This is a genomic window from Rhizobium sp. BK602 (assembly GCF_014195095.1).
Classification (GTDB): domain Bacteria; phylum Pseudomonadota; class Alphaproteobacteria; order Rhizobiales; family Rhizobiaceae; genus Rhizobium.
On sequence record NZ_JACIBC010000013.1, the window covers coordinates 26,698 to 49,596 of the forward strand.

The window sequence follows — 22,899 nt, forward strand, 5'->3', positions numbered from 1 at the left end:
CGGCATATCGGGCAAGGGTGTGGGGGCAAGCCTGCGCGTGTGTCTGCGGCGCTTCGCAGGCGACGAGCGCGGCATCGGCGCGATCGAATTCGCCATCCTGTTCCCGGTGCTGCTGATGCTCTATCTCGGCGCCTTCGAACTCACGATCGGCCTCAGCGTCGCCAAGCGCGCCACCCGCGCCGCGGGCTCGATCGCCGATATCGTGACCCAGCAAACCAGCGTCACCAAGTCGACACTCACTCCCATGCCTTCCGTCGCCAGCGCGATTCTCGCGCCCTATACGACCACTGGCCTGACATTGAAGATCACCGGCGTGCAGCTCGACGCCGGCGGCAACGGCACGGTCACCTGGTCCTGGGCGCAGGATGGCAGCAAGCCCTACACGACCGGCAGCGCCGTCAGCGTACCCAGCGATCTCAGCCAGCCGAGCACCTTTCTCATCCGCACCGAACTCGCCCTGCCCTACCAGCTTTTGAGCTTCGGTGCCGACTTCCTGCCGGCCGGCAGCAATGAGATCACCATCAGCCGCCAATATTATTACCGCCCGCGCACCGCGGATGCGATCACCTGCAGCGATTGCTGAGCGGACGCGTCGAAAATCGACGTGCGGCGACCTATCCCGCGATAAAATTGCCAAGTTGGCGCCTGCGTTATATGGGTGACGTCCAAGGGCGCCGGACTTAGAATATCGCACCCTCAGCAATCTTATCGGGTGACCCATGGCACGCGCATTTCTCTTCGTTCTGGACTCCTTCGGCGTCGGCGGCGGCCCGGATGCGGCCGCCTATGGCGACGAAGGTGCCGACACGCTCGGCCACATCGCTGAATTCTGCGCCGCAGGCGCCGGCGATCGCGAGGGCCTGCGTTCCGGTGCGCTGCGGCTGCCGAACATGTCCGCCCTCGGCCTGTTGGAAATCGCCAAGTCGGCGACGGGACACTATCCCGACGGCATGCCGCGGCCGGAAAAGATCCATGGCCTCTATGGCTGCGCCAGCGAGGTCTCGCGCGGCAAGGACACGCCATCCGGCCATTGGGAAATCGCCGGCACGCCCGTTGCGTTCGACTGGGGCTATTTCCCCACCGAAGGCGATGCCTTCCCGCCCGAACTTGTGGAGGCCATCTGCAAGGCGGCCGATCTGCCCGGCATTCTCGGCAATTGCCATGCCTCGGGAACCGAGATCATCGCAAGACATGGCGAGGAGCACATCCGCAGCGGCAAGCCGATCTGCTACACATCCTCCGATTCCGTCTTCCAGATCGCCGCGCATGAGCGGCATTTCGGCCTGGACCGGCTGATCGCCCTCTGTCAGATCGTCCGCACCCTGCTCGATCCCTATAATATCGGCCGTGTCATCGCCCGCCCCTTCATCGGCGAGACGCCGGCGGACTTCGAGCGCACCGGCAACCGCCGCGATTTCTCGGTGCTGCCGCCGGAACCGACGCTGCTCGACCGGCTGATCAAAGCCGAGCGCAGCGTGCATGCGGTCGGCAAGATCGGCGACATCTTCGCCCATCAGGGCATTTCCAGGGTCATCAAGGCCAACGGCAACATGAAGCTGATGGACGCGACGCTGAGGACCATGGACGAGGCAGCCGACGGCGATCTCGTCTTCACCAATTTCGTCGATTTCGACATGGTCTACGGCCACCGCCGCGACGTGCCGGGCTATGCCGCCGCGCTTGAGGCTTTCGACGCGCGCCTACCCGAGGTGAACGAGAAGCTGAAACCCGGCGATCTCGTCATCCTGACCGCCGATCACGGCTGCGATCCGACCTGGCGCGGCACCGACCATACGCGCGAGCGCGTGCCGGTCATGGCCTACGGGCCGGGCATCCGCCCGCGCTCGATCGGCGTGCGCCAGAGCTATGCCGATATCGGCGAGACCGTGGCGCGCCATCTGGGAATTGCGGCGGGGCCGCATGGAAGGAGTTTTCTGTGACATCGCATTTGAAGAAGGTCGAGCTGCACTGCCATCTGGAAGGTGCGGCTCCCCCGGCGCTGACGCTCGCCCAGGCGCGGAAATATAATGTCGATACCAGCGCCTTCCTGCGCGACGGCGTCTATCTCTGGAAGGATTTCGCCGAATTCCTCGTCTGCTACGACAAGGTTTCCGAGGTCTACCGCACCGAGGAAGACTATGCGCTGCTGACCGAGACCTATCTCGAAGAGCTTGCCGGCATCGGCACGATCTATAGCGAGCTGATCGTCTCCCCCGATCATGGCGACCGTATCGGCCTCGGCGCCGAGGCCTATATGCAGGGTGTGTCAGCCGGCATCCGCACCGCCAGGGAAAAGACCGGCATCGAGGCGCGGCTGATCGTCACCGGCGAGCGTCATTTCGGGCCGGATCGGGTGGTGAAAGCAGCCGAATACGCGGCGAAAAGCGACAATCCGCTGATCACGGGCTTCAACATGGCCGGCGAGGAGCGCATGGGCCGCGTGGCGGATTATGCCCGCGCCTTCGACATCGCCCGCGAGGCCGGCCTCGGGCTCACGATCCATGCCGGCGAAGTCTGCGGCGCCTTTTCCGTCGCCGACGCGGTCGACCTCGTCCGTCCGGCGCGCATCGGCCATGGTGTGCGCGCCATCGAGGATGCCGATCTGGTCAAGCGTCTCGCCGATCTCGGCACGGTGCTGGAGGTCTGCCCCGGCTCGAACATCGCCCTCAACGTCTTCCCGGATTTCCCCTCGCACCCGCTGCGCAAGCTGCGCGACGCCGGCGTGCGCGTAACGATCAGTTCGGACGACCCGCCCTTCTTCCACACCTCGCTCAAGCGCGAATACGAACTGGCCTCCACCGCCTTCGGCTTCAGCGACGACGAGATCGATGCCATGACCCGCACGGCGATCGAGGCGGCTTTCGTGGATGAGGTGACACGGGCGGCGTTGCTGACACGATTGTAGAGGCCGGATTTTAGGGCGCAGATTGGGGATGATATCGGGCCTTTCGCCCTATTTCCTTGCACCAGAGACGATTTCCGTGAAAGAAACATCTCATATCGCGGAATTACTGGAAGGCTGAAACCATGGACGGCGTCACTGTCATCGATCACCCGCTTGTGCAACACAAGCTCACAATCATGCGCAAGAAGGAGACGTCGACAGGGAGTTTCCGTCGGCTACTGCGCGAGATCTCGACGCTGCTCTGTTACGAAGTGACGCGCGACCTCGAACTGACCATCGAGACCATCGATACACCGCTGCAGCCGATGGACGCGCCGATCCTCGAGGGCAAGAAGCTGGTCTTCGCCTCGATCCTGCGCGCCGGCAACGGCCTGCTCGAAGGCATGCTCGACCTCGTGCCGTCCGCCCGCGTCTCGCATATCGGCGTCTATCGCGATCATGAGACCCTGCAGCCGGTCGAATATTACTTCAAGGCGCCGGAGGACATTGCCGAGCGTCTAATCATCGTCGTCGACCCGATGCTGGCCACCGGCAATTCCTCGATCGCGGCGATCGACAAGCTGAAGGAGCGTGGCGCCCACAATATCCGCTTCCTCTGCCTGCTTGCCGCCCCCGAGGGCATCGCCAATTTCCGCGCCGCGCATCCGGACGTGCCGGTCTTCACCGCGGCCATCGACAGCCACCTGAACGAGAAAGGCTATATCGTTCCCGGCCTCGGCGATGCCGGCGACCGCATGTACGGCACGAAGTAAAGAGCCACCTCTCTATCGTCTCTTGGCCCGGCGGTTTCCGAACTGCCGGGCTTTTTATTGATCTGTTTAGCGGCCTGTCAGCAAAATCGGTCTAGACATGACAAAGCCCGCAGGAGGGGCTTTGTCGATGTTCGTTCGCGTCCTTGTCTTTGCCGGTATCGTCGCCGCCGCGGCCACGCAGGTGCCGTCGCTATTGACCATGCAGACCGCCACGGACGAAAGCCCGACGCCTGCCATCGGCACCGCGTCTGCGGAGCGGCAACAGGTCTCGACGGTCAGCCTGCCGCATGGCAGCATGCTGCTGCCCGCCGGAGCGGGTGGTCACTATCAGGGCGATTTCAAGATCAACGGCCGGCCGGTGCAAGGCATGATCGACACCGGCGCAACCTATGTGGCGATCAACGAGAGCACAGCGCGGCGCCTCGGCATCAGCGGTAGCGAGCTCGACTATCGCTACACCACGCAGACGGCCAACGGCACGTCCAAGGTGGCGCTCGTCAAGCTCGACCGCCTGGAAATCGGCACGATCAGGGTTCGGGACGTCGATGCCGTGGTGGCGAAGGACGGCGCCTTGAGCACGACGCTGATCGGCATGAGTTTCCTGAAAAAACTCAATTCCTACGGCGTCGAGAACGGCTCGCTGCGGCTGACACAGTAACCGCGTCAGATGCGCGAGACGATCACCGGTGGCAGAGTGGGAGCAGTATCTGCGATCCGATAATTGCCCGCGAGATCGGCCACCGCCCTCTCCGCGCCTGCCTCATCGGCGGCGTGGACCGTCGCGATGCGATCGCCCTTGCTCACCTTCGTTCCGAGCGGCAGGATATCGCTGAAGCCGACGCTATGGTCGATCTTGTCCGGCGGACGACGGCGGCCGCCACCCAGATCGATGACACCAATGCCGATGGCGCGGGCATCGCAGGCTGCAAGCCAACCGTCCGAAGACGCGAGAACCGGCCTTTGCACCGGCGCCGCGACCAGATATTTAGCCGGATTCTCCAGAAGATCGACAGGGCCGCCGAGACCATGGACCATGCGGCCGAACAGCTCTGCCGCCTTGCCGGAGGCGAGTGCCCTGCGCGCATCGGCTATGGCCTCGACAAGTGTCTTCGCAGTCCCCGCCTGAACCAGCATCTTGGCCGCAAAGGCCAGCACCACCTGCTCCAGCCGCGTGCCCGCCTTGCCGCCCTTCAGGAAATCCAGGCAATTGTGGATTTCGACGACATTGCCGACGGCGTCGGCGAGCGGCTGGTTCATGTCGGTAATCAGGGCCGAGGTCTTCAGCCCCGCGCCATTCGCCACCTCGACCAGCGAGCCGGCGAGCGTTTCGGCCTCTTCGGCCGAGGTCATGAAGGCGCCAGAGCCGATCTTGACGTCGAGCACCAGCGTCTGAAGCCCGGCGGCCAGTTTCTTCGACAGGATGGAGGCGGTGATCAGCGGCACGGAATCGACGGTCGCCGTGACATCGCGCACCGCATAGAGCTCGCCGTCGGCGGGCGCCAGGGCGCCGGTCTGGCCGATGATGGCGCAGCCTACGTCGTCCACCACCTTGCGGAAACGCGCCGCATCCGGGGTGATGCCATAACCGGGGATCGATTCCAGCTTGTCGAGCGTGCCGCCGGTATGGCCAAGACCGCGGCCGGAGATCATCGGCACGGCAAGACCGCAGGCGGCGGCGATCGGGGCGAGCATCAGCGAGACATTGTCGCCGACGCCGCCGGTCGAATGCTTGTCGGCAATCGGCCTGTCGATCCCGGCCCAGGAAAGCATGTCGCCGGAGCGGGCCATGGCGAGCGTCAGCGCCACCACCTCCTCGCGCGTCATACCGCGAAACCAGACGGCCATGGCAAAGGCGCCGATCTGGCTTTCCGCCAGCTCGCCGTGCGCCAGCGCTGCGATGAAGCTATCGATATCGGCGGCCGACAATGTGCCGCCGTTGCGCTTCAGCCGGATGATCTCCTGTGGGATCATCGCCTCAATAGCCTGACGACGCTGTCTTGGATTGCCCGCCGGCCAGCACGTTGAGGATATCGTCGAGCAGGCTCGACGCACCGAAACGGAAGGTGGATGGCATGGCCCAGTCCGGCGCCATGATGGTTTCGGCAAGGCTCAGATAGAGCGCCGCATCGGCGACGGAACCGATACCGCCGGCCGGCTTGAAACCGACCTTGCGACCACTGGCTCGAATGGCCCGCAGCATGATGTCGGCGGCTTCGAGCGTCGCGTTGACGGCGACCTTGCCGGTGGAGGTCTTGATGAAATCGGAACCCGCCGCGATCGCCAGCTCGGAGGCGCGCTGGATCAGCGCCACGTCCTTGAGCTCGCCGGTTTCCAAGATGGTCTTCAGGATCACCGGCCCAGTGCATTCGGCCTTGACGGCGGAGACCATGTCGGTGACCGCCCGTTCGTTGCCGGCCAGAAGCGCGCGATAGGGAATGACGAGATCGATCTCGTCGGCGCCGTCGGCGATCGCCTCGCGCGCCTCGGCGGCGACATCGGCCACTTCCATATCGCCGGCCGGGAAATTCACCACGGTCGCGATCTTCACCGCATGGTCGGTGCCGAGAATGCCGCGCGCCTGGGCGACGAAGCGCGGCCAGATGCAGATGGCGGCGGTGTTGCCATAGGGCGATTGCGCCCGTTCGCAGAGCGTCTCGATCTGGGCCGGCGTACAATCATCCTTGAGATTGGTGAGGTCGAGAAGGGAAAGCGCAACGGCCGCCGTTTCTCTCAGGGAATGGCTCGTCATCGTCAGTTTCCTCCATCCGCAATCATTTCCGTCAGAATAGCCGCAAGTCGGGCGCCGCCGACCGGAGCCATATCCTTGGTCTCCTCATGCGTCAGCTCGGCGCCGGTCATGCCAGCCCCATAGTTAGTAATGACGGAGGCCGCGGCAACCCTCAGGCCGAAAAGACGCGCCAGAATGACCTCCGGCACCGTCGACATGCCGACGGCATCGGCGCCGAGGATGCGCGCCATGCGGATCTCCGCCGGCGTTTCGAAGCTCGGCCCGGAGAACCACATATAGACGCCATGCGACAGCTTGATCTCGGCCTTTTCCGCCGCCTTGCGCATGCGGATGATGAGATCGGCGTCATAGGCGCTGGTCATGCCGACGAAACGGCTGTCGCTTTCCTCGCCGATCAGCGGGTTCATGCCGGAATAATTGATGTGGTCGGTGATCTGCATCACCGAGCCCGGCGGCATCTCCTCGCGCAGCGACCCGGCGGAATTGGTCAGGATCAGCGTTTCGACGCCGAGCGCCTTCAGCGTCTCGATCGGCACGCGCATGGCGTTGGCGTCGCCCTTTTCGTAATAATGGACGCGGCCCGACAGCATGACGACCGGGACATCGCCGAGCGTGCCGGCGACCAGCGTACCGGCATGACCGGAAACGGCGCTGATCGGGAAGCCCGGAATCTCCGCATAGGGAATGCGCACGGCATTCTGCACCTGATCCACCAGCGAGCCCAGGCCGGAGCCGAGGACGATGCCGTAGCGCGGCTGGAGATCGCCGAGCTTTTCGGCGAGGACGTCGACGGCCGCGCTCATCCCAGTATCTCGGTTTCGAAGCTGAAGGGCAGCAATTCGTCCATGGTCATGGTCTTCCTCACCCCGGTTTCGTCGCAAAGATAGATGCGCGTCTCCTTGTTGGCAAATTCGGCGATCTTCTGCCGGCAGCCGCCGCAGGGCGGGCAGAGCGGCAGTTTCTCGGCGATGACGGCCATTTCGACGATCTTCTTGGCACCGCCCATGATCATGTGGCTGATCGCCGTGGGCTCGGCGCACCAGCCCTGCGGGAAGGACAGGTTCTCGATATTGGCGCCGGCATAGATCTTGCCGTCCTCGGCACGGATCGCCGCGCCGACGGGAAATTTGGAATAGGGGGCATGGGCGAAGGCCATCGCCCCGCGGGCGGCCTCGAACAGATCATGCGACATAGTTTAGCGCTCCTTGGTATAGGGCACGCCACCTGCCTTTGGCGGCTTGGCGACGCCGATGAAGCCTGCGAGCAGGATGCAGGTCAGGATATAGGGCAGCGCCTGGAAAATCTGCACCGGCACTTCGCCGATGCCCGGAACCGCCTTGCCCTGCATGAAATTGGCGAAGGCATCGAGGAAGCCGAAGAGCAGGCAGGTGAACATGACCGGCACCGGCTTCCACTTGGCGAAGATCAGCGCCGCCAGCGCGATATAGCCCTTGCCCGCCGACATGTTGTTGATGAAGGCGGCCGACTGGGCGATGGCGAGATAGGTGCCCGAGAAGCCGCAGAGGATGCCGGCAACGATCAGCGAGCGGTAACGCAGCCATTCGACCGAGATGCCGGCGGTATCGACGGCGCCCGGATTTTCGCCGACGGCGCGCAGCCGCAGGCCGAAACGGGTGCGATAGAGAATCCACCAGGAGATCGGCACGGCGATGAAGGCGAGATAGGTGAGGATATTGTTGCCGGAAATGACATTGGCATAGAGCGGGCCGATGAACGGCACGTCGCGGACGGCATCGACGCCCGGCAGGGTGATTGCGGAAAAGCGCGCCGAGCCCGGCAGCGTCGGCGTGCGGCCGCCCTGGCCGAACCAGGCCTGGCCGAGCACGATGGTAAGACCCGCCGTCAGGAAGTTGATGGCGACGCCGGAGACGATCTGGTTGCCGCGATTGGTGATCGAGGCGAAGCCGTGCAGCAGGCCGAAGGCGACCGAGATGACGATGCCGGCGCCAAGCCCGGCCCAGGCCGAACCGGTGACGGAGGCGACACAGGCGGCGGCGAAGGCCGAGGCCAGCATCTTGCCTTCGAGGCCGATGTCGAAAATGCCGGCGCGTTCGGAGAACAGCCCGGCGAGCGCCGTGAAGATCAGTGGAATAGACAGGCGGACGGTCGAGCCAAATATGCTGATGAGGAGATCATAATATTCCATCGTCCGATCCTCACGTCCTGGCGAATTTTTGATAGATGCGCACCAGCGCGGGGCGGAACATATATTCGAGAGCGCCGGCGAACAGGATGACCAGACCCTGGATCACCACGATCATGTCGCGCGTGATGTTCGGCATGTCGAAGGACAGCGCGTCGCCGCCCTGATAGAGAATGCCGAACAGGATCGCCGCCAGGATGATGCCGAGCGGATGGTTGCGGCCCATGAGCGACACGGCGATGCCGACGAAACCGGCGCCGAGCACGAATTCGACCTGCAGGCGGGCAGAAGAGCCCATGACCGGATTGAGCGCCATCATCCCGGCAAGGCCGCCGGAGATCAGCATGGCGATGATGACCGTGCGGGCATAGGGAATGCCGGCATAGACGGCCGCCGTCGGGCTCAGGCCCAGCGTGCGCATTTCATAGCCGAGCTTGGTGCGCCAGACGAGCACCCAGACGAGGAAGCACATGACCAGCGCGATCAGGAAGGACACGTTGAGCGGCGCGGCACCGATGGTCGAGCCGAAGACGCTCATCAGCCAGTCGAGCTTCGGAAGCTGACCGCCCTCGAGGAAGGTGCGGGTTTCCGGCGCCATCTTGCCCGGCACGATCAGCACATGCACCAGGATGAAGTTCATCATCGCCGAGGCGATGAAGTTGAACATGATGGTGGTGATGACGACATGGCTGCCGCGCTTGGCCTGCAGCCAGGCGGGAATGAGAGCCCAGAGCGCGCCGAAGATGGCGGCGCCGACGACCGCGAAGGGCATCGTCACATACCAGGGCACATAGTTGTCGAGCGTCAGCGCCACCAGGGCGCAGCCGAGGCCGCCGACATAGGCCTGGCCTTCCGAGCCGATGTTGAACAGGCCGGCATGGATGGCGACCGCGACCGACAGGCCGGTGAAGATGAAGCTCGTGGCATAATAGAGCGTGAAGCCGATGCCCTCGCCGCTGCCGAGCGCACCCTGCAGCAGCAGGTTCAGCGCGTCGAGCGGGCTCTCGCCGATCAGCCAGACCACGAGGCCGGAGATCAGGAAGGCGACGATCAGATTGAGGATCGGGATCAGGCCGTAAGTGATCCAGTTGGGAAGCGGAACGGAAACGGTACTCATCAAGGCCTCACGCGGCAATGCCGGCCATCATCAGGCCGAGGGTCTGTTCACCGGCGTCAGCCGTTTTTTCGCCGACGACATGGCCGGCGAACATGACGAGGATGCGGTCGGACAGCGCGCGGATCTCGTCCAGCTCCACCGAGACCAGCAGGATCGCCTTGCCGGCGTCGCGCATCTCGATGATGCGGCGATGGATGAACTCGATGGCGCCGATGTCGACGCCGCGCGTCGGCTGGCCGATCAGCAGCGTCTTCGGGTCGCGCTCGATCTCGCGGGCGACGACGATCTTCTGCTGGTTGCCGCCGGAGAAATTGGCGGTCTTCAGCCGGGCGTTCGGCGGGCGGATGTCGTATTTCTCGATCTTTTCCATGGCATCCTTGCGCATGGCGTCGAGATCGAGCATGCCGGCCCGGCCATATTTGCTGTCGCGATGATAGCCGAGCATGGAATTCTCATATTCCTCGAATTTGAGGACGAGGCCCATGTGATGGCGGTCTTCGGGGATATGGGCAAGGCCGAGGGCACGCAGGGCCGCCGGATCGGCGCTGCCGATCGGCTTGCCGTTCAGATGGATTTCGCCGGAAGCCGGCTTGCGGATGCCGGCGATCGCTTCCAGCAGTTCCGACTGGCCATTGCCGGCGACGCCGGCGATCCCGACGATCTCGCCGGCCCGGACATCGAAGGAGACATTGTCGACCATCGTGACGCCACGGCCGTCCTTGACGGTGAGGTTGCGCACCGAAAGCAGGACCTCGCCGGGACTGGGGGCGCCCTTCTCGACGCGCAGCAGCACGCGGCGGCCGACCATCAGCTCGGCCAATTCCTCGACCGTGGTTTCCGCCGTCTTACGGGTGGCGACCATCTCACCGCGGCGCATGACCGATACCGTATCGGTGATCGCCATGATCTCACGCAGCTTGTGGGTGATGAGGATGATTGTCTTGCCCTGATCGCGCAGCACCCGCAGGATGCGGAACAGATTGTCGGCCTCGGCAGGCGTCAGAACGCCGGTGGGCTCATCGAGGATGAGGATCTCGGCGCCGCGATACATGGCCTTCAGGATCTCGACGCGCTGCTGCTGGCCGACGGGAAGTTCCTCGATCAGCGTGTCGGGATCGACATCCAGGCCATAATCCTTCTCCAGACGCCCGAGCTCGGCGCGAGCCGCCGCGACGCCCTTGGCCAGAAGGGCTCCGCCTTCGGCGCCCAGCATGACGTTTTCCAAGACGGTGAAATTGTCGACCAGCATGAAATGCTGGTGCACCATGCCGATGCCGGCGGCGATGGCCGTCTGGCTGTCCCGGATGGCGATGGGATTGCCGTTGATGCGGATCTCGCCGCTGTCGGCCTGATAGAAGCCGTAGATAATCGACATCAGAGTCGATTTCCCGGCACCGTTTTCGCCGATGATCCCGTGGATCGAACCCTTGGAAACGGTCAGGTTGATGTCTTTATTGGCGTGGACGGCACCGAACTTCTTGTCGATGCCCACGAGTTCGATGGCAGGCGTTTGGCTCACTATGGGCGGCTCCAGAAATCAGAATTCCGGATAAGAAAAGGGCGTATGACGCATTGAAGCCGCCATACGCCCTTGTTTCATATCAGCTCTTCGGGCAGGCGTTGTCGACGGTGTAGTCGTGCACCTTGACCGTGCCGCCAATGATGTCGGCCGTTGCCTTGTCGACGGCGGCCTTGATTTCCGGCGTCACCAGCGGCTTGTTGTTGTCGTCCATAGCAACGCCAACACCCTCTTCCTTGAGGCCGAGTTCCTGCGTGCCGGCCGTGAACTTGCCGGCCTTGGCGTCGGTGAAGGCGTTGTAGACGGCGAGGTCGACGCGCTTGACGACCGAGGTCAGGACCGAGCCCGGATGCAGGTAATTCTGGTTGGAGTCGACGCCGATCGAGAGCTTCTTGTTGTCGGCGGCGGTCTGCAGCACGCCGAGGCCGGTGGCGCCGGCGGCCGCGTAGACGACGTCCGCGCCCTGGTCGATCTGGTTCTTGGTCAGCTCGCCGCCGCGAACCGGGTCGTTCCAGGCTGCACCCGTGGTGCCGGTCATGTTCTGGAAGACTTCGATCTTGGCATTGGTGGCGCGCGCGCCCTGCTCGTAACCACATTCGAACTTGCGGATCAGCGGAATGTCCATGCCGCCGACGAAGCCGATCTTGCCGCTCTTGGACGACAGGGCAGCCATGACGCCGGCGAGGTAGGAGCCCTCATTTTCCTTGAACTTGACGGAACGGACGTTCGGCAGGTCGAGGCTGTCGTCGATCAGGACGAACTGGGTCTTGGGATATTCGGCCGCAACCTTCTGCAGGGCGGAGGTCCAGGCAAAGGAGACGGCGATGACCGGATTGAAGCCCTTGCTCGCAAAGTTGCGCAGCGCCTGTTCGCCCTGGGTGTCGCCCGTCGGCTCGAAGTCGCGATAGGCGATGCCGGTTTCCTTCTTGAACTTCTCGGCGCCGTTATAGGCGGCTTCGTTGAAGGATTTGTCGAACTTGCCGCCGGTGCCGTAGACGATCGCCGGCTTGATGTCGGCCGCAAGCGCCGTTGCCGACATGGCAGCCAAGGCGAAAAGGGTCAAAACGGATTTTTTCATGAGTTGCAGCCCTATTGTTTCTATCTTGTTGGGTCCTCCCGCAAGCCCGTTGGCCGGACATGTCTGCGGAACCGCCGGCCTCCCCCGAGGCCAAGCTGGCGCGCATCCTTGCATGGCTGCACGAAAAATTCACGAGAAATTTTTCAGTTGGTAAAGATTTGTGGGAATTGCCAAAATCCCGCTCAGAGGCGCTGATTTTTGGACAATTTCGCTCTCAAACTGCGATTTTATTAGCCAGCGGCGCGAAAAAAGCCGGTGCGCGACGGCGCAGGGAGGCTCTCGAAATCCGCATTCCGGAGCACATCGACGCCGTGTTTGACGACCGCGAATTCCATGAATGGCACAGGCGCCGCCGTCGATCTTGAAGGGCTCGCCCGCAACCTCAAACGCTGAAACGGCCCGCGACCGCCGGCTTCTTGTAGGCGACCATCCACAAGAGCAGCGAGATCACCAGGAAGACCGCGAAGGCCGGCTGGAACAGCAGCCATTGCATCACCAGATCGTAGAGGCGGGGATGGACATAGTAGGAAATCAGCGACTGGACATTCGCGAGCGACGTGGGGCTGACGTCCTTCCAGGCATCTTCCATCGGCGTCATGACCACGGCTGATGCCGCGACCGACTGAATGGAATCGATGGTTCCGGCAACCACCGCAACGACCAGCGCGACGAGGCTGGCAAACCGCAACAGGAAACGCATAAACTCCTCCTGATACTCAACTGGCGTCGGCCATTCATCGCTGGCCGATCGTATTTTTCTCCATCCTTTTCCTTAGATAAGTTGCGCGCGAAACAAGTGCAATGGAGGAGAAGTGGATAGTTTTCTGCCAAGAAGTCAAAAAACTGTCAGATTTGGGTTGATCCTGGAAAATTCATCGGTATATATCGCGCCGTTCCCACGATAGCTCCTCCTAGGATGCGAAGTGCAGATGGACAGGTGGCCGAGTGGTTTAAGGCGCACGCCTGGAACGCGTGTGTACGTGAAAGCGTACCGTGGGTTCGAATCCCACCTTGTCCGCCATTCTTCTCGAAAGAATCAGCTCAGCAAACGGCTATCGCCAAAGGCCGCCGATCCGTGCCTCATGCTTCCGTTTCGGCACCATCCGCGCTCTTCCCTCACCCATCATCCATAGCTCCGTCAGATCAGATGCGGGGCGTTCCTGACGATGACATAGGCTGCGACGACGAGGACGAGCGCGGCGAATATCCAGTTGAGAGCTCTCGTGCTTGTGGAAAGGCGGGTGGCCAGCAACATGCCGAGCGCGCCGCCGATGACGCCGCCGAGGATGAACTCGGCGGCCAGCGGCCAGTCCACCAGACCGGCGCTGGCATAGTTGAATGCCGTCGCGAGACCGAAGGTGCCGACGGCAAGCAAAGACGAGCCGATGGCGCTGATGGTCCGCATGCCCGTGGCGAAGATCAGCGCGGGGACGATAAGAAACCCGCCGCCGATGCCGAAGAAGCCGGATGCCGCGCCGGTGGCTATGGCCGCCCCAGCGGTGACGATGCACATGCGCCGGTCGACGGGACGCTGCCGTCCCTGGGCGTCGCGACGTGGGCGCAGCATGAGCAATCCCACGGCGACCATCACCAGACCGAAGAGAAACAGCAGGCTCTTGCCATCCACCAGAAGGCCGAGACTGGAACCCAGCACCGCGCCCAAAGTTCCGACCAGGGCGAAGACGATGGCACACCGCCACCACACATGTCCCTTGCGGGCATGGTTGACGAGATTGGCATAAGCATTGATCGAGACGGCCAGCGCGCCGGTGCCGATCGCGACATGCGGATTGGCGACGCCGACCACATAGAGAAGCAGCGGCGTGGCGAGGATCGATCCGCCGCCGATCAGCCCGAGCGAGAAGCCGACGAGGCCGCCGGAACCGACCGCGGCGAGGAGAGAAGCGGCCATCATCGCAGGCTCCTGGCGATCAGCCGGTCGTGAATGACCATGCCGGCGGCCATGGCGGTGACGAACAGAAAGGCCGGCAGCGCTCCCGTCGCAAGCGCCGAGATCACCGGTCCGGGGCAGAAGCCGCCGAGCCCCCAGCCGACGCCGAAGATCGCCGATCCGATCAGCACCTGTTTGTCGATGGCAGTCTTCGAAGGCAGACGGAACTGCCGGTCGAGCGCAGGCTTCGCCATCCGGCGCTGGAGCAGGACACCCGGCACGGCGACGAACACCGCACCTGCGAGCACGAATATGAGGCTCGGGTCCCAATGGCCACTCGCGACATCGAGGAAACCGAGGACGCGCGCGGGATCGACCATGCCGGACAGCGACAGGCCGAAGCCGAAGATTGCACCCGCCGCAAGGGCGCCGGCGAGGCGAGCATGGGCGGAGAGGTTCATTGCAATATCCCCATGGCGGTCGCCGTGACTATTCCCGTGGCAAGGAAGACGGCCGTCGCCGCGAATGAACGCTTGGAGAAACGGGCAAGGCCGAGAATGCCATGGCCCGAGGTGCAGCCGGACCCCAGGCGCGTGCCTATCCCGACCAACAGGCCGGCAAGAAGCACGATGGGCCATGAGGCGGAGACCGTCATGGCCGGCATGCGGCCGAAGGCTGCGGCATACAGGAGCGGGCCGGCGAGAAGGCCGGCGATGAAGGCGGCGTTAGGTGCCATGTCATGGCCGCCGAGGAGACGGCCAAGGATGCCGCTGATGCCGGCAATCCGACCGTTGAGAAGCAAGAGCAGCACCGCCGACAGGCCGAGCAGCATGCCGCCGAAAAGCGGAAAAAGATATGGTGTCATGCCTGCTTCTCCGGCTGGCAGAAGATACCGTAGAGGGCCTGGATGAGCTGTGCCGCCTTCTCTTCCGTCAGCCGATAGAAGATCTGCTTGGCTTCGCGGCGCGTCTCGACGACATCCGCCTCGCGCAGCACGCCGAGCTGCTGGGACAGCGTGGGCTGGTGGATATCGAGTCTTTCCTCCAGCTCGCCGACCGAATATTCGCCTTCGGCCAGCGTGCAGGCCAGCATCAGGCGGACAGGATGCGCCAGCGTCTTCAGCAATGAAGCGACTTCGCCGGCCCGGCTCGCCATATCCTCGGGCGGGACGGCGGCGCGTATCGAATTCGCTTTCATCACCATGCGGCGCCCTCCAATGCGTTGAGCGGCAGCTTGAGATAGCGCCGGCCGTTATCCTCCGGCTCCGGCAGCCGACCGCCGCGAATGTTCACCTGCAGCGCTTGGAGGATCAGTTTCGGCATCGGCAGCGTCTTGTCGCGCGCCTCGCGGGTCGCCACGAAAGTCTCCTCGCTCGCTCCGGCGATATGCGGGTTGGCGCGCTTCTGCTCGCCGACCGTGCTTTCCCATTTGGCGTTTCGCCCACCCGGCTGGTAGTCGTGGCCCGTGAACAGTCGTGTCTCATCGGGCAGCGACAGGATGCGCTGGATCGATGCCCATAGGACCCGCGCGCTGCCGCCGGGAAAATCGGTACGGGCCGTACCCGAATCCGGCATGAAGAGCGTGTCGTGGACGAAGGCGGCATCGCCGATGACATAGGTGACCGAGGCGAGCGTGTGGCCGGGCGAGAACATGACGCGACCTTCGAGACTGCCGATCGCGAACCTGTCGCCATCGTCGAACAACCGGTCCCATTGAGACCCGTCGGCCGCGAACTCCGGCAGATTGTAGATATCCTTCCACAGCCGCTGCACGCCGACGACTTGGGCGCCGATCGCCGTCGGCGCGCCGGTCTTCTGCTTGAGATAGTCGGCGGCCGAGAAGTGGTCGGCATGCGGATGCGTGTCGAGAATCCATTCGACCCTCAGTCCCTCGGTCCGCACATAATCGAGGATGGCGTCGGCATGCGCGGTCGCCGTCGCGCCGGATTTCTCGTCAAAATCCAGAACGGGGTCGATGATGACGCAGGCCTTGGTCGAGGGATCGCTGACGACATACTGGATGCTGCCGCTGCGGGGATCGTAGAAGCCCTTGACCTTCGGCACGCGCACGTTTTCGCGCGCCAGCCAGCGCGCCGCGCCGGAGAGGTCGAAACCGAAATTGCGACCGAAGCTTTCCACATCCTCTCGCTTCATCCGCCCGTCGAGAACTTCGCCAAGCGCGTAAAGCGTCAAAGCGCGGGTTCCGCTCTTGCAGTGGGCAAGAACAGGTCCGTGCGCATCCGACAGAGCTTTCCGGAACGCCTCGACATCCGCCTCGGTGATGGCGGGACCGGTGACCGGAACGAAACTATAGCCGAGAGAGGCCGCCTGCGCGGCCGATGCCTCGGCAGCATTGCCCGGCTGGCCCGGCTCTTCGCCGTCCGGCCTGGCGTTGACGATGTGCGCGAAGCCCTGCTTGGCGAGGGCGCCGAAGGCGGTAAGCTCAGGTTGGGCGGATATTGCCAGACTATCCGTGATTTTGATGAAAGTCATGGCGACTGCTCCTTGGCAAATATCAATATACAATTACGTATAATGTATATTGATGGCGCAATCAAGCGCCCGGTGTTTTTCGTCGATGCGATCGATACCGCCGGCCAGATGAAAGCCGGACAGTAGAACACCCACCCGGATCAATCGCGCTTGCGGCATCAGCCGCCGCTGAGAGCAAGAACAAGTGCGACAACGGCACAGGCTTCGATGACGATCCGCCAGCGGCTCTGCCGCGTCCAGGCCCAGGCAGCCGCCGTTTCTGGAGGGCTAAGGTCATCAGCCTGTTCGAAACGGAGGGCCGCGGGGATGAAGTGAAGGAGGGACCAGGCCCGGGTGATCGCGTGCGCCGCCAGCGCGGCCAGGATGCAGGACCGCGCGAAAGGGTTCTGCCAATTCGCCCAGAGCGCGGCGACAAGGGCAAACTCGTAGATCGTGTGCATCGGAATCCAGAAGAGCTTGCGGTCGATGCCGCCTCTTTGCGGCTGGATCAGTTGCGGCAGTTTCGGCCAGGCGCGATCGATCAACAGAGCTTCATACAGACCACCGCCCAGCCCGATCGCTCCGAAAATCATGGTTGCCTGCAGGATGACGACGTGAAAATTCATTGGCGTGGTTGTCCAATATAGGCTAGTGATCAAATATCTTAATTATCGAGATATCAGAATGTCAAGAGAATACGACGAAGCCGCCGCCCGGCTGACGGATGCGCTTCGCAAGTCCAGCGCGCAGGCGTTGATGGTGAGCCACAGCGTTGCAGCGAAGGTCGGCTTGAACATGACCGACCTCGAATGCCTCGACATCATCCAGATGAGCGGAAGCGTCACCGCCGGCGAACTGGCGCGCAGGACAGGCCTATCGACCGGCGCGATGACGACCGCGATCGATCGCCTCGTGCGCGCCGGTTATGCGGAACGGCAGGACGACGCGAACGACAGACGCAGAGTCCTCGTCACGACCCGCGCCGAGCACATGCAGACGCTCTGGCAGATTTATGCGCCCCTGCAAGCCGCGATGGAGGCGCTCTATGAAGGTTATTCGCAGGACGAGTTGCGCACGATAGCCGCCTTCATGGAGCGAGCCGTGACGGTTTCGGCGACCTTCGCACGAAGCCTGCAGGCGGAATGAGGTGCAGGGATAGCCCTGAACTGAAAATGGAGTATCAGCCGGCGGACGTTACTGGGTGATATTTCGGCGCCAGAAGCGCTGCCAGCTCCGCCCTGGATTCGACGAGCGCACCAACATCCTGGCGTGCTTTTGCCATCGCCATGGCGCCGGAATAAATGGCGATTACCAGCGTCGCGAGACTGCCTGGGTTGATGTCGCTGGCGCGTCCCGATGCCAGGTCCGCCTGAAATTTTGCAGACAATGCCTCGTGCCAAGCAGCGAAAATATCGCCGAGGGCAAGGCGCATTTCCAGATCATGGGGGGAGACGTCCATCGCCATGTTGTTGAGTGGACAGCCGGAAACCGAGCCCTTGTGCGCCAGTTCACCAATGATGTCCCCGAAAATCAGATCGATGGCGGCCGGCGCATCGATACATCTATCCAGTGGCTCGATCCACGTCTGCTGAACAGCCTGGCTCACCCGATCGCGAATAACCGCCAGTCCCAGTTCGCGCTTTGCCGGAAAATGATGCGCCATCGCCCCGCCAGACACCGAAGCCTTTTCACGGATCTCCAGCATCCCGGTTGCGATATAACCCTGCCTGACGAAGGCATCAAAGGCCGTGTCGACGATCCGGCGACGGACACCCTCCGGATCATTGGTTCTTCTGTTTCCGATCATGCAACTCCGACCAATTTTTCAAGAGAATAGCACCTTGACAAAACAGGTCAATCATCCTCTTTTAAAACAGGATGATTGACCTGTTGGGAGAGAGCATGGAATCGCACTCCGTATTTGAACTCCGCCGCTACCGGCTGCTTCCCGGAGGCCGGGAACCATTGATTGACCTGTTCGACAAGGAATTCGTTGAACCGCAGGAAGCGCTGGGCATGCATGTCGAGGCGGAGTTTCGCGACCTTGACGATCCCAATGCTTTCGTCTGGGTGCGCTCCTTCCGAGACATGGAAGCGCGGACGGAAGCGCTCCAATCCTTCTATTCGGGTCCTGTCTGGAAAAAACACGGGCCGGACGCGAACGCCACGATGGTCAACTCGGACAATGTACTGCTCCTGAAACCGGCGGGCACGACGCAACCCTTCGCGCGCAATCGACAGAGAAAACAGGAGATGCAGCGGCTCGAAACGAGAGGCCTCGTCATTGCGAATACCTGCTCGCTGGCGCCGGCGACAGAGGGCGATTTCGCGAGGTTCTTTTTCGATCACGCACTCCCGATCATCCAGGACGCCGGCGCTCGGGTTGAAGCCACGTTTGTCACGGAGCAAAGCCCGAACGGTTTTCGAAGGCTCCCGGTTCGCGAGGGCGAGACCGTCTTCGTTTGGTTCGAATGCCACGAGGACGAGGCAGGCGTGGCTCGCTACCGGGAGCGTCTGCGTCAAAACACCCGTTGGACGGACGAAATCTATCCGCGCATGGATAGGCTGTGCTGGCGTGACATCGAGGTGGCGCGCTTGACACCGACGTCACGGTCGCTTTGCGCCTGGTGATTGCGATTGGCAACCTCGTCCAGTCCGCGTCGGGTCATTCGCTCCCATTCCGGCTGGGCAAGGGAGTTCGTCAGGACAACGGCGCGGCGGAGCGGCCAAGGCTCCGGGCGGTATCGATGAAGGCTCTGAGCTTCGGCGCCAGTTCGGCGCGGCGGGGAAAATAAAGGAAGAGGCCGTCCTCGGTGACGGCGTAAGGGTCCAGCACCTGAATGAGCCGGCCGGCGGCAATATCCGCCGTTACCAGAGGCTCGAACACATAGGCGAGGCCAACGCCGGCCAGCGCCAGTTCGACGGCCGACTGCGATTCCGTGACGATCGCCTGGCCGCGTACCGCCACGGCAATATCGCGACCCTCCTCGACGAAATCCCATTGGTAGAGACCGCCGGACCGGATGAGGCGGTAGCCGATGCAATTGTGTCGGGAAAGATCCGCAAGATCCTCCGGGCGGCCGTTTCGACCGATATAGCCGGGCGAGGCGACGACGATGGAGCGGAAGGGAGGCGTCAGGCGCACCGCCACCATGTCCTGCGCGATCATCTCGCCGATGCGGATGCCGGCGTCGAAGCCTTCGGAGACGATATCCGTCAGCCGCTCGTCGGAGAATATCTCGACTTCGACGTCGGGATATCGCTCCGCCATCGCCGCGATGATCGGAGTTACGGCAAGCGGCAGGCAGATGCGCGCCGCATTGATGCGCAGCAAGCCGCTCGGGCGCCCCTTGACCGCGCGGATGCGCTCCATCCGCTCGCGAATATCCTGCAGGGCCGGCGCCAGGGTGGCGACGAGGCTTTGGCCCGCATCCGTCAGCGCCACGCTGCGGGTCGTGCGCGCAAACAGCGGCTGGCCGAGCCGCTCTTCCACCAGCCGGATGGCGTGGCTGACCGCCGAGGCACTCATGCCGAGTTCCGCCGCCGCAGCGGCAAAGCCGCCACGGCGCGCCACGGCGACGACAACGGGCAAGTGAACAAGCAGATCGCGATCCATTCATGCATGATATCGCATGATGCATGCGGAATAAACGGCCTTATCGAATAGATGCCGCTCGCGCATCTTGTTCTGGCGAACCGCGACGCAGGAAGAGCCTGGCCAGCGGAGAGATCGACAAGCGAGGATCGGACTATGGGCATGACCTACTACACGCTCGGCAATAGCGGCCTGAAGGTGCCGCGGCTTGCACTCGGCACCATGACCTTCGGCACGGAATGGGGCTGGGGTGCGGACAAGGACACCGCACGCGCCATGTTCGATGCCTATGTCGAGGCCGGCGGCAATTTCTTCGACACGGCCGACGCCTATACGGGCGGGACATCGGAGACATGGCTTGGCGAATTCATCGCCGAGCGCGGGCTGCGCGACGAGGCCGTGATTGCCACCAAGTTCAGCATGAATATCTCCGGCGGCAACCCGAACACCGCCGGCAACGGCCGCAAGAACATCCTGCGCGCCGTCGAAGGCTCGCTGAAGCGCCTCAACACCGATCATATCGACCTTTATCTGCTGCATTGCTGGGACCGGCTGACGCCGCCGGAAGAGGTGATGCGCACGCTCGACGATCTGGTGCGCTCCGGGAAAGTGCGGCATGTCGGACTGTCCGACGTGCCGGCCTGGTACGCCAGCCGCGCGCAAGCCGTGGCGGAGCAGCGCGGCTACGAGCCGGTCTCGGCATTGCAGCTCGAATATTCCCTGGCGGAACGCAATATCGAACAGGAATTCGTCCCCTTCGGCACGCGCTATGGCGCCGGCATCATGGTGTGGAGCCCGCTGGCCAGCGGCCTGCTCAGCGGAAAATACCGGTCCGATGCCGGGGATCAGGCGAACGGACGGCTCGAGACGATGCGCGGCTCAAGCAATCCCGGCTTCCAGAAATTCACCGAGCGAAACTGGGCGATCGTCGCGGAGCTTGAAACAGTATCGGCCGAACTCGGCCGCAGCATGGCGCAAGTGGCGGTGAACTGGGTGATGACGCAGCCGGGCGTCGCCTCCGTCATCCTCGGCGCGACGCGACCGGACCAGCTCAGGGACAATCTCGGCGCGCTCGACTTCACAATCCCATCCGACCTGCGCCGGCGGCTGGACGCGGTGAGCGCCCTGCCCTCAACCTTCCCCTACTCCTTCTTCGGCCCGGAGATCCAGGGAGGGCTGACCGGCGGAAAGACGGTCGGATACAAGCCGGAAGGCTATTTCCCCGAGCTGACGCTATCCGGGAGTTTCGCCGGCGTAAGCTGACCGGCCGGCAATCGAGATGAAATAACGATGCGAGACCGGCAATCGTCGCCTTCAGCCGATTGCCGGTCCCGCGCACAGGGCATCACGAGCGATCGGCAGCCGCTTTGGACACGGCGAGCCCGCCCAGGATCGCGGCAAGTGCCAGAGCGGCGGCAAAACCCGTCGCGCCGACCAAAAGTCCGGCCCTGTCGATGACGAAGCCGGTGGCGATCGGCATGAGGCCGGCCGGAGTATAGCCGCCGATATTGAGCACGGCATTGGCTTCGGCGCGCCGATCTCCCGGCACAAGCAGGCCGATCAGCGTCAAGCCGCCAAGCTGGCCGAGCCCCTGGCCACTGCCCGCCAGGAGTGAGGCAACGATCAGCAAGATCACGCTCGACGTCGCAACCGCAACGGCAATGCCGGTCATGGACAGGACGGTCGCGGCGGCTCCGGCAAGAAGAATCGTCCTCACGGAACATCCCCTGAACAGGAACTGCACGCAGGTCGCCGCCAAGAACATGGCGCAGGCCATGCCGCCCGCGATCAGCGGATTCGTCACGTCGAGCAGCCGGGAGAGCAGCGACGGCCCGAGTGAGAGAACGAAAGAGGTCGCCGTGATGCCCGGTCCGAAGACGGCCATGCCGGAGACGATGTGCACGCGATTGAGGCGCGGCACTGCGGGCAGCGCGAGGCGAAAGCCTGCGCCCGTCTTCGCACCGGGCTTCAGCGGCAGAAGAGAGGCGATCAACATGGCGCTTGCCAGGATTGCAAGTTCGATCGCGAAGATCGGCATGACCGGCCGCGGCAACAGGAGCGCGAGACCGCCGGCGAGCAAAGGACCAAGGCCGGCACCCACGACCATGGCCACGGAAGCAAGCAGCGCCGCCTGTCTCCTGCGCTCCGCCCCGCCGAGATCGACGACGGCAGCCATGCCGGCCGAGACGGCAACGCCCACGGCGATACCCGAAAGGAAGCGGGCCATAACCAGCATCGCGACCGAATGAGCCCCCGCAAACAGAAGGCAAGCAACGATCGCCACCGCAAGGCCCGGCAAAAGCACAGGCCGGCGCCCGAAACGGTCGGAGAGCTGGCCCGCGAGCAGAAGCGTCAGCAGCAGCCCGAGAATATAGGCGGAGAAGATTATCGTGAGTGTGGCCGACGAGAAGCCGATCTCGGCCTGCCAGCGCACATAGAGCGGCGTCGAAGCGTTGGAAAGAATGAAAACGGCGGTGACGATCCAGGCCGCCGCCCACATGCGCCAGGGCTGCGCGGCGGCAACGGAATTCAGGCAAACGGCGGGATCGGCGGGGGACGAAGAGGTCATGGCAAGCTCCATCGATTAGTACGAATAAAATCGTACTTATCATAGTTCGATAAAACTCGTACATATCAGTTCGACAAAAACCGTACTGG

General features: G+C 63.2%; 27 protein-coding genes and 1 tRNA gene. 10 read left to right on the top strand and 18 right to left on the bottom strand.

Annotated features, from left to right (window positions below; translation table 11 throughout):
- Nucleotides 1–4 precede the first annotated feature (4 nt).
- The 5 genes from FHX11_RS28515 to FHX11_RS28535 all read left to right on the top strand — a co-directional run bounded on the left by FHX11_RS28515 (nt 5) and on the right by FHX11_RS28535 (nt 4,315).
- Nucleotides 5–583: a TadE/TadG family type IV pilus assembly protein gene (locus FHX11_RS28515; protein ID WP_184364676.1), complete on the top strand. Its 579-nt coding sequence runs from the start codon at nt 5–7 to the stop codon at nt 581–583.
- A gap of 136 nt (nt 584–719) precedes the next feature.
- The gene (locus FHX11_RS28520) at nt 720–1,940 is read left to right on the top strand and encodes a phosphopentomutase (protein ID WP_184364326.1); all 1,221 of its coding nucleotides are present in this window, start codon (nt 720–722) and stop codon (nt 1,938–1,940) included.
- On the top strand, nt 1,937–2,905 hold the full coding sequence (locus FHX11_RS28525; protein WP_184364328.1) for an adenosine deaminase: 969 nt from the start codon (nt 1,937–1,939) through the stop codon (nt 2,903–2,905). Before FHX11_RS28520 ends, FHX11_RS28525 begins: the two co-directional genes overlap by 4 nt.
- 122 nt (nt 2,906–3,027) lie before the next feature.
- Nucleotides 3,028–3,657 carry a uracil phosphoribosyltransferase gene (gene upp / locus FHX11_RS28530; RefSeq protein ID WP_184364330.1) on the top strand — a complete coding sequence of 210 codons (630 nt, stop codon included), beginning with the start codon at nt 3,028–3,030 and terminating at the stop codon, nt 3,655–3,657.
- A gap of 127 nt (nt 3,658–3,784) precedes the next feature.
- On the top strand, nt 3,785–4,315 hold the full coding sequence (locus FHX11_RS28535) for a TIGR02281 family clan AA aspartic protease (protein WP_184364332.1): 531 nt from the start codon (nt 3,785–3,787) through the stop codon (nt 4,313–4,315).
- A 5-nt stretch (nt 4,316–4,320) separates the two neighbouring features.
- Here the strand turns inward: FHX11_RS28535 and deoA are convergent, their stop codons facing one another.
- The 8 genes from deoA to FHX11_RS28575 form a co-directional block, all read right to left on the bottom strand.
- On the bottom strand, nt 4,321–5,628 hold the full coding sequence (gene deoA / locus FHX11_RS28540) for a thymidine phosphorylase (RefSeq protein WP_184364334.1): 1,308 nt from the start codon (nt 5,626–5,628) through the stop codon (nt 4,321–4,323).
- A gap of 4 nt (nt 5,629–5,632) precedes the next feature.
- A complete protein-coding gene (gene deoC, locus FHX11_RS28545) occupies nt 5,633–6,406 on the bottom strand; it encodes a deoxyribose-phosphate aldolase (protein WP_184364337.1) in 774 nt (257 codons plus the stop codon).
- Nucleotides 6,407–6,408: 2 nt separating this feature from the next.
- Nucleotides 6,409–7,209, bottom strand: a complete 801-nt coding sequence (locus tag FHX11_RS28550; protein ID WP_184364338.1) for a purine-nucleoside phosphorylase — start codon at nt 7,207–7,209, stop codon at nt 6,409–6,411.
- The gene (locus tag FHX11_RS28555; protein WP_184364340.1) at nt 7,206–7,598 is read right to left on the bottom strand and encodes a cytidine deaminase; all 393 of its coding nucleotides are present in this window, start codon (nt 7,596–7,598) and stop codon (nt 7,206–7,208) included. Before FHX11_RS28555 ends, FHX11_RS28550 begins: the two co-directional genes overlap by 4 nt.
- A gap of 3 nt (nt 7,599–7,601) precedes the next feature.
- Complete coding sequence (locus tag FHX11_RS28560) at nt 7,602–8,573, bottom strand: ABC transporter permease (protein WP_184364342.1); 972 nt, start codon at nt 8,571–8,573, stop codon at nt 7,602–7,604.
- Between the two features lie 10 nt (nt 8,574–8,583).
- Nucleotides 8,584–9,687, bottom strand: a complete 1,104-nt coding sequence (locus tag FHX11_RS28565) for an ABC transporter permease (RefSeq protein WP_184364344.1) — start codon at nt 9,685–9,687, stop codon at nt 8,584–8,586.
- Between the two features lie 7 nt (nt 9,688–9,694).
- The gene (locus FHX11_RS28570; protein WP_184364346.1) at nt 9,695–11,206 is read right to left on the bottom strand and encodes an ABC transporter ATP-binding protein; all 1,512 of its coding nucleotides are present in this window, start codon (nt 11,204–11,206) and stop codon (nt 9,695–9,697) included.
- 82 nt (nt 11,207–11,288) lie between these two features.
- Nucleotides 11,289–12,284: a BMP family ABC transporter substrate-binding protein gene (locus tag FHX11_RS28575; protein WP_184364348.1), complete on the bottom strand. Its 996-nt coding sequence runs from the start codon at nt 12,282–12,284 to the stop codon at nt 11,289–11,291.
- Between the two features lie 59 nt (nt 12,285–12,343).
- Between FHX11_RS28575 and FHX11_RS28580 the strand changes: the two genes are divergently transcribed.
- Nucleotides 12,344–12,649 (top strand): hypothetical protein, encoded by a 306-nt coding sequence (locus FHX11_RS28580; RefSeq protein ID WP_184364350.1) that lies wholly within the window; start codon nt 12,344–12,346, stop codon nt 12,647–12,649.
- 17 nt (nt 12,650–12,666) lie between these two features.
- Here the strand turns inward: FHX11_RS28580 and FHX11_RS28585 are convergent, their stop codons facing one another.
- Nucleotides 12,667–12,984 carry a hypothetical protein gene (locus FHX11_RS28585; protein WP_184364352.1) on the bottom strand — a complete coding sequence of 106 codons (318 nt, stop codon included), beginning with the start codon at nt 12,982–12,984 and terminating at the stop codon, nt 12,667–12,669.
- Nucleotides 12,985–13,215: 231 nt separating this feature from the next.
- Between FHX11_RS28585 and FHX11_RS28590 the strand changes: the two genes are divergently transcribed.
- A tRNA-Ser gene (locus FHX11_RS28590) sits at nt 13,216–13,305 on the top strand.
- Between the two features lie 117 nt (nt 13,306–13,422).
- On the opposite strand, the gene FHX11_RS28595 is transcribed toward FHX11_RS28590, so the two are convergent.
- From FHX11_RS28595 to FHX11_RS28620, 6 genes are all read right to left on the bottom strand, one after another.
- Nucleotides 13,423–14,196, bottom strand: coding sequence for a sulfite exporter TauE/SafE family protein (locus tag FHX11_RS28595; RefSeq protein ID WP_184364679.1), 774 nt, complete (start codon nt 14,194–14,196; stop codon nt 13,423–13,425).
- Nucleotides 14,196–14,636 (bottom strand): YeeE/YedE family protein, encoded by a 441-nt coding sequence (locus FHX11_RS28600; protein WP_184364354.1) that lies wholly within the window; start codon nt 14,634–14,636, stop codon nt 14,196–14,198. Before FHX11_RS28600 ends, FHX11_RS28595 begins: the two co-directional genes overlap by 1 nt.
- Entirely contained in the window at nt 14,633–15,040 is a 408-nt protein-coding gene (locus FHX11_RS28605) for a YeeE/YedE family protein (protein ID WP_184364356.1), read from the bottom strand. Before FHX11_RS28605 ends, FHX11_RS28600 begins: the two co-directional genes overlap by 4 nt.
- Nucleotides 15,037–15,372, bottom strand: coding sequence for a sulfite-sensing transcriptional repressor BigR (gene bigR, locus FHX11_RS28610; protein ID WP_184364681.1), 336 nt, complete (start codon nt 15,370–15,372; stop codon nt 15,037–15,039). The genes FHX11_RS28605 and bigR overlap by 4 nt, the downstream gene beginning before the upstream one ends.
- Nucleotides 15,372–16,667, bottom strand: a complete 1,296-nt coding sequence (gene blh, locus FHX11_RS28615; protein WP_184364358.1) for a bifunctional sulfur transferase/dioxygenase Blh — start codon at nt 16,665–16,667, stop codon at nt 15,372–15,374. Before blh ends, bigR begins: the two co-directional genes overlap by 1 nt.
- A 158-nt stretch (nt 16,668–16,825) precedes the next feature.
- Entirely contained in the window at nt 16,826–17,239 is a 414-nt protein-coding gene (locus FHX11_RS28620; RefSeq protein ID WP_246781188.1) for a hypothetical protein, read from the bottom strand.
- 91 nt (nt 17,240–17,330) lie between these two features.
- Between FHX11_RS28620 and FHX11_RS28625 the strand changes: the two genes are divergently transcribed.
- Entirely contained in the window at nt 17,331–17,792 is a 462-nt protein-coding gene (locus FHX11_RS28625; protein ID WP_184364362.1) for a MarR family transcriptional regulator, read from the top strand.
- Nucleotides 17,793–17,826: 34 nt separating this feature from the next.
- Here FHX11_RS28625 and FHX11_RS28630 read toward each other — a convergent pair whose 3' ends face one another.
- Nucleotides 17,827–18,453 carry a TetR/AcrR family transcriptional regulator gene (locus FHX11_RS28630; protein WP_184364364.1) on the bottom strand — a complete coding sequence of 209 codons (627 nt, stop codon included), beginning with the start codon at nt 18,451–18,453 and terminating at the stop codon, nt 17,827–17,829.
- A gap of 95 nt (nt 18,454–18,548) precedes the next feature.
- Between FHX11_RS28630 and FHX11_RS28635 the strand changes: the two genes are divergently transcribed.
- On the top strand, nt 18,549–19,277 hold the full coding sequence (locus FHX11_RS28635) for an NIPSNAP family protein (protein WP_184364366.1): 729 nt from the start codon (nt 18,549–18,551) through the stop codon (nt 19,275–19,277).
- Nucleotides 19,278–19,347: 70 nt separating this feature from the next.
- Here FHX11_RS28635 and FHX11_RS28640 read toward each other — a convergent pair whose 3' ends face one another.
- A complete protein-coding gene (locus tag FHX11_RS28640) occupies nt 19,348–20,262 on the bottom strand; it encodes a LysR family transcriptional regulator (RefSeq protein WP_184364368.1) in 915 nt (304 codons plus the stop codon).
- A 135-nt stretch (nt 20,263–20,397) separates the two neighbouring features.
- Between FHX11_RS28640 and FHX11_RS28645 the strand changes: the two genes are divergently transcribed.
- Nucleotides 20,398–21,504 carry an aldo/keto reductase gene (locus tag FHX11_RS28645; protein ID WP_184364371.1) on the top strand — a complete coding sequence of 369 codons (1,107 nt, stop codon included), beginning with the start codon at nt 20,398–20,400 and terminating at the stop codon, nt 21,502–21,504.
- An 82-nt stretch (nt 21,505–21,586) separates the two neighbouring features.
- On the opposite strand, the gene FHX11_RS28650 is transcribed toward FHX11_RS28645, so the two are convergent.
- Nucleotides 21,587–22,810: an MFS transporter gene (locus FHX11_RS28650; RefSeq protein WP_246781189.1), complete on the bottom strand. Its 1,224-nt coding sequence runs from the start codon at nt 22,808–22,810 to the stop codon at nt 21,587–21,589.
- Nucleotides 22,811–22,899: the final 89 nt, after the last annotated feature.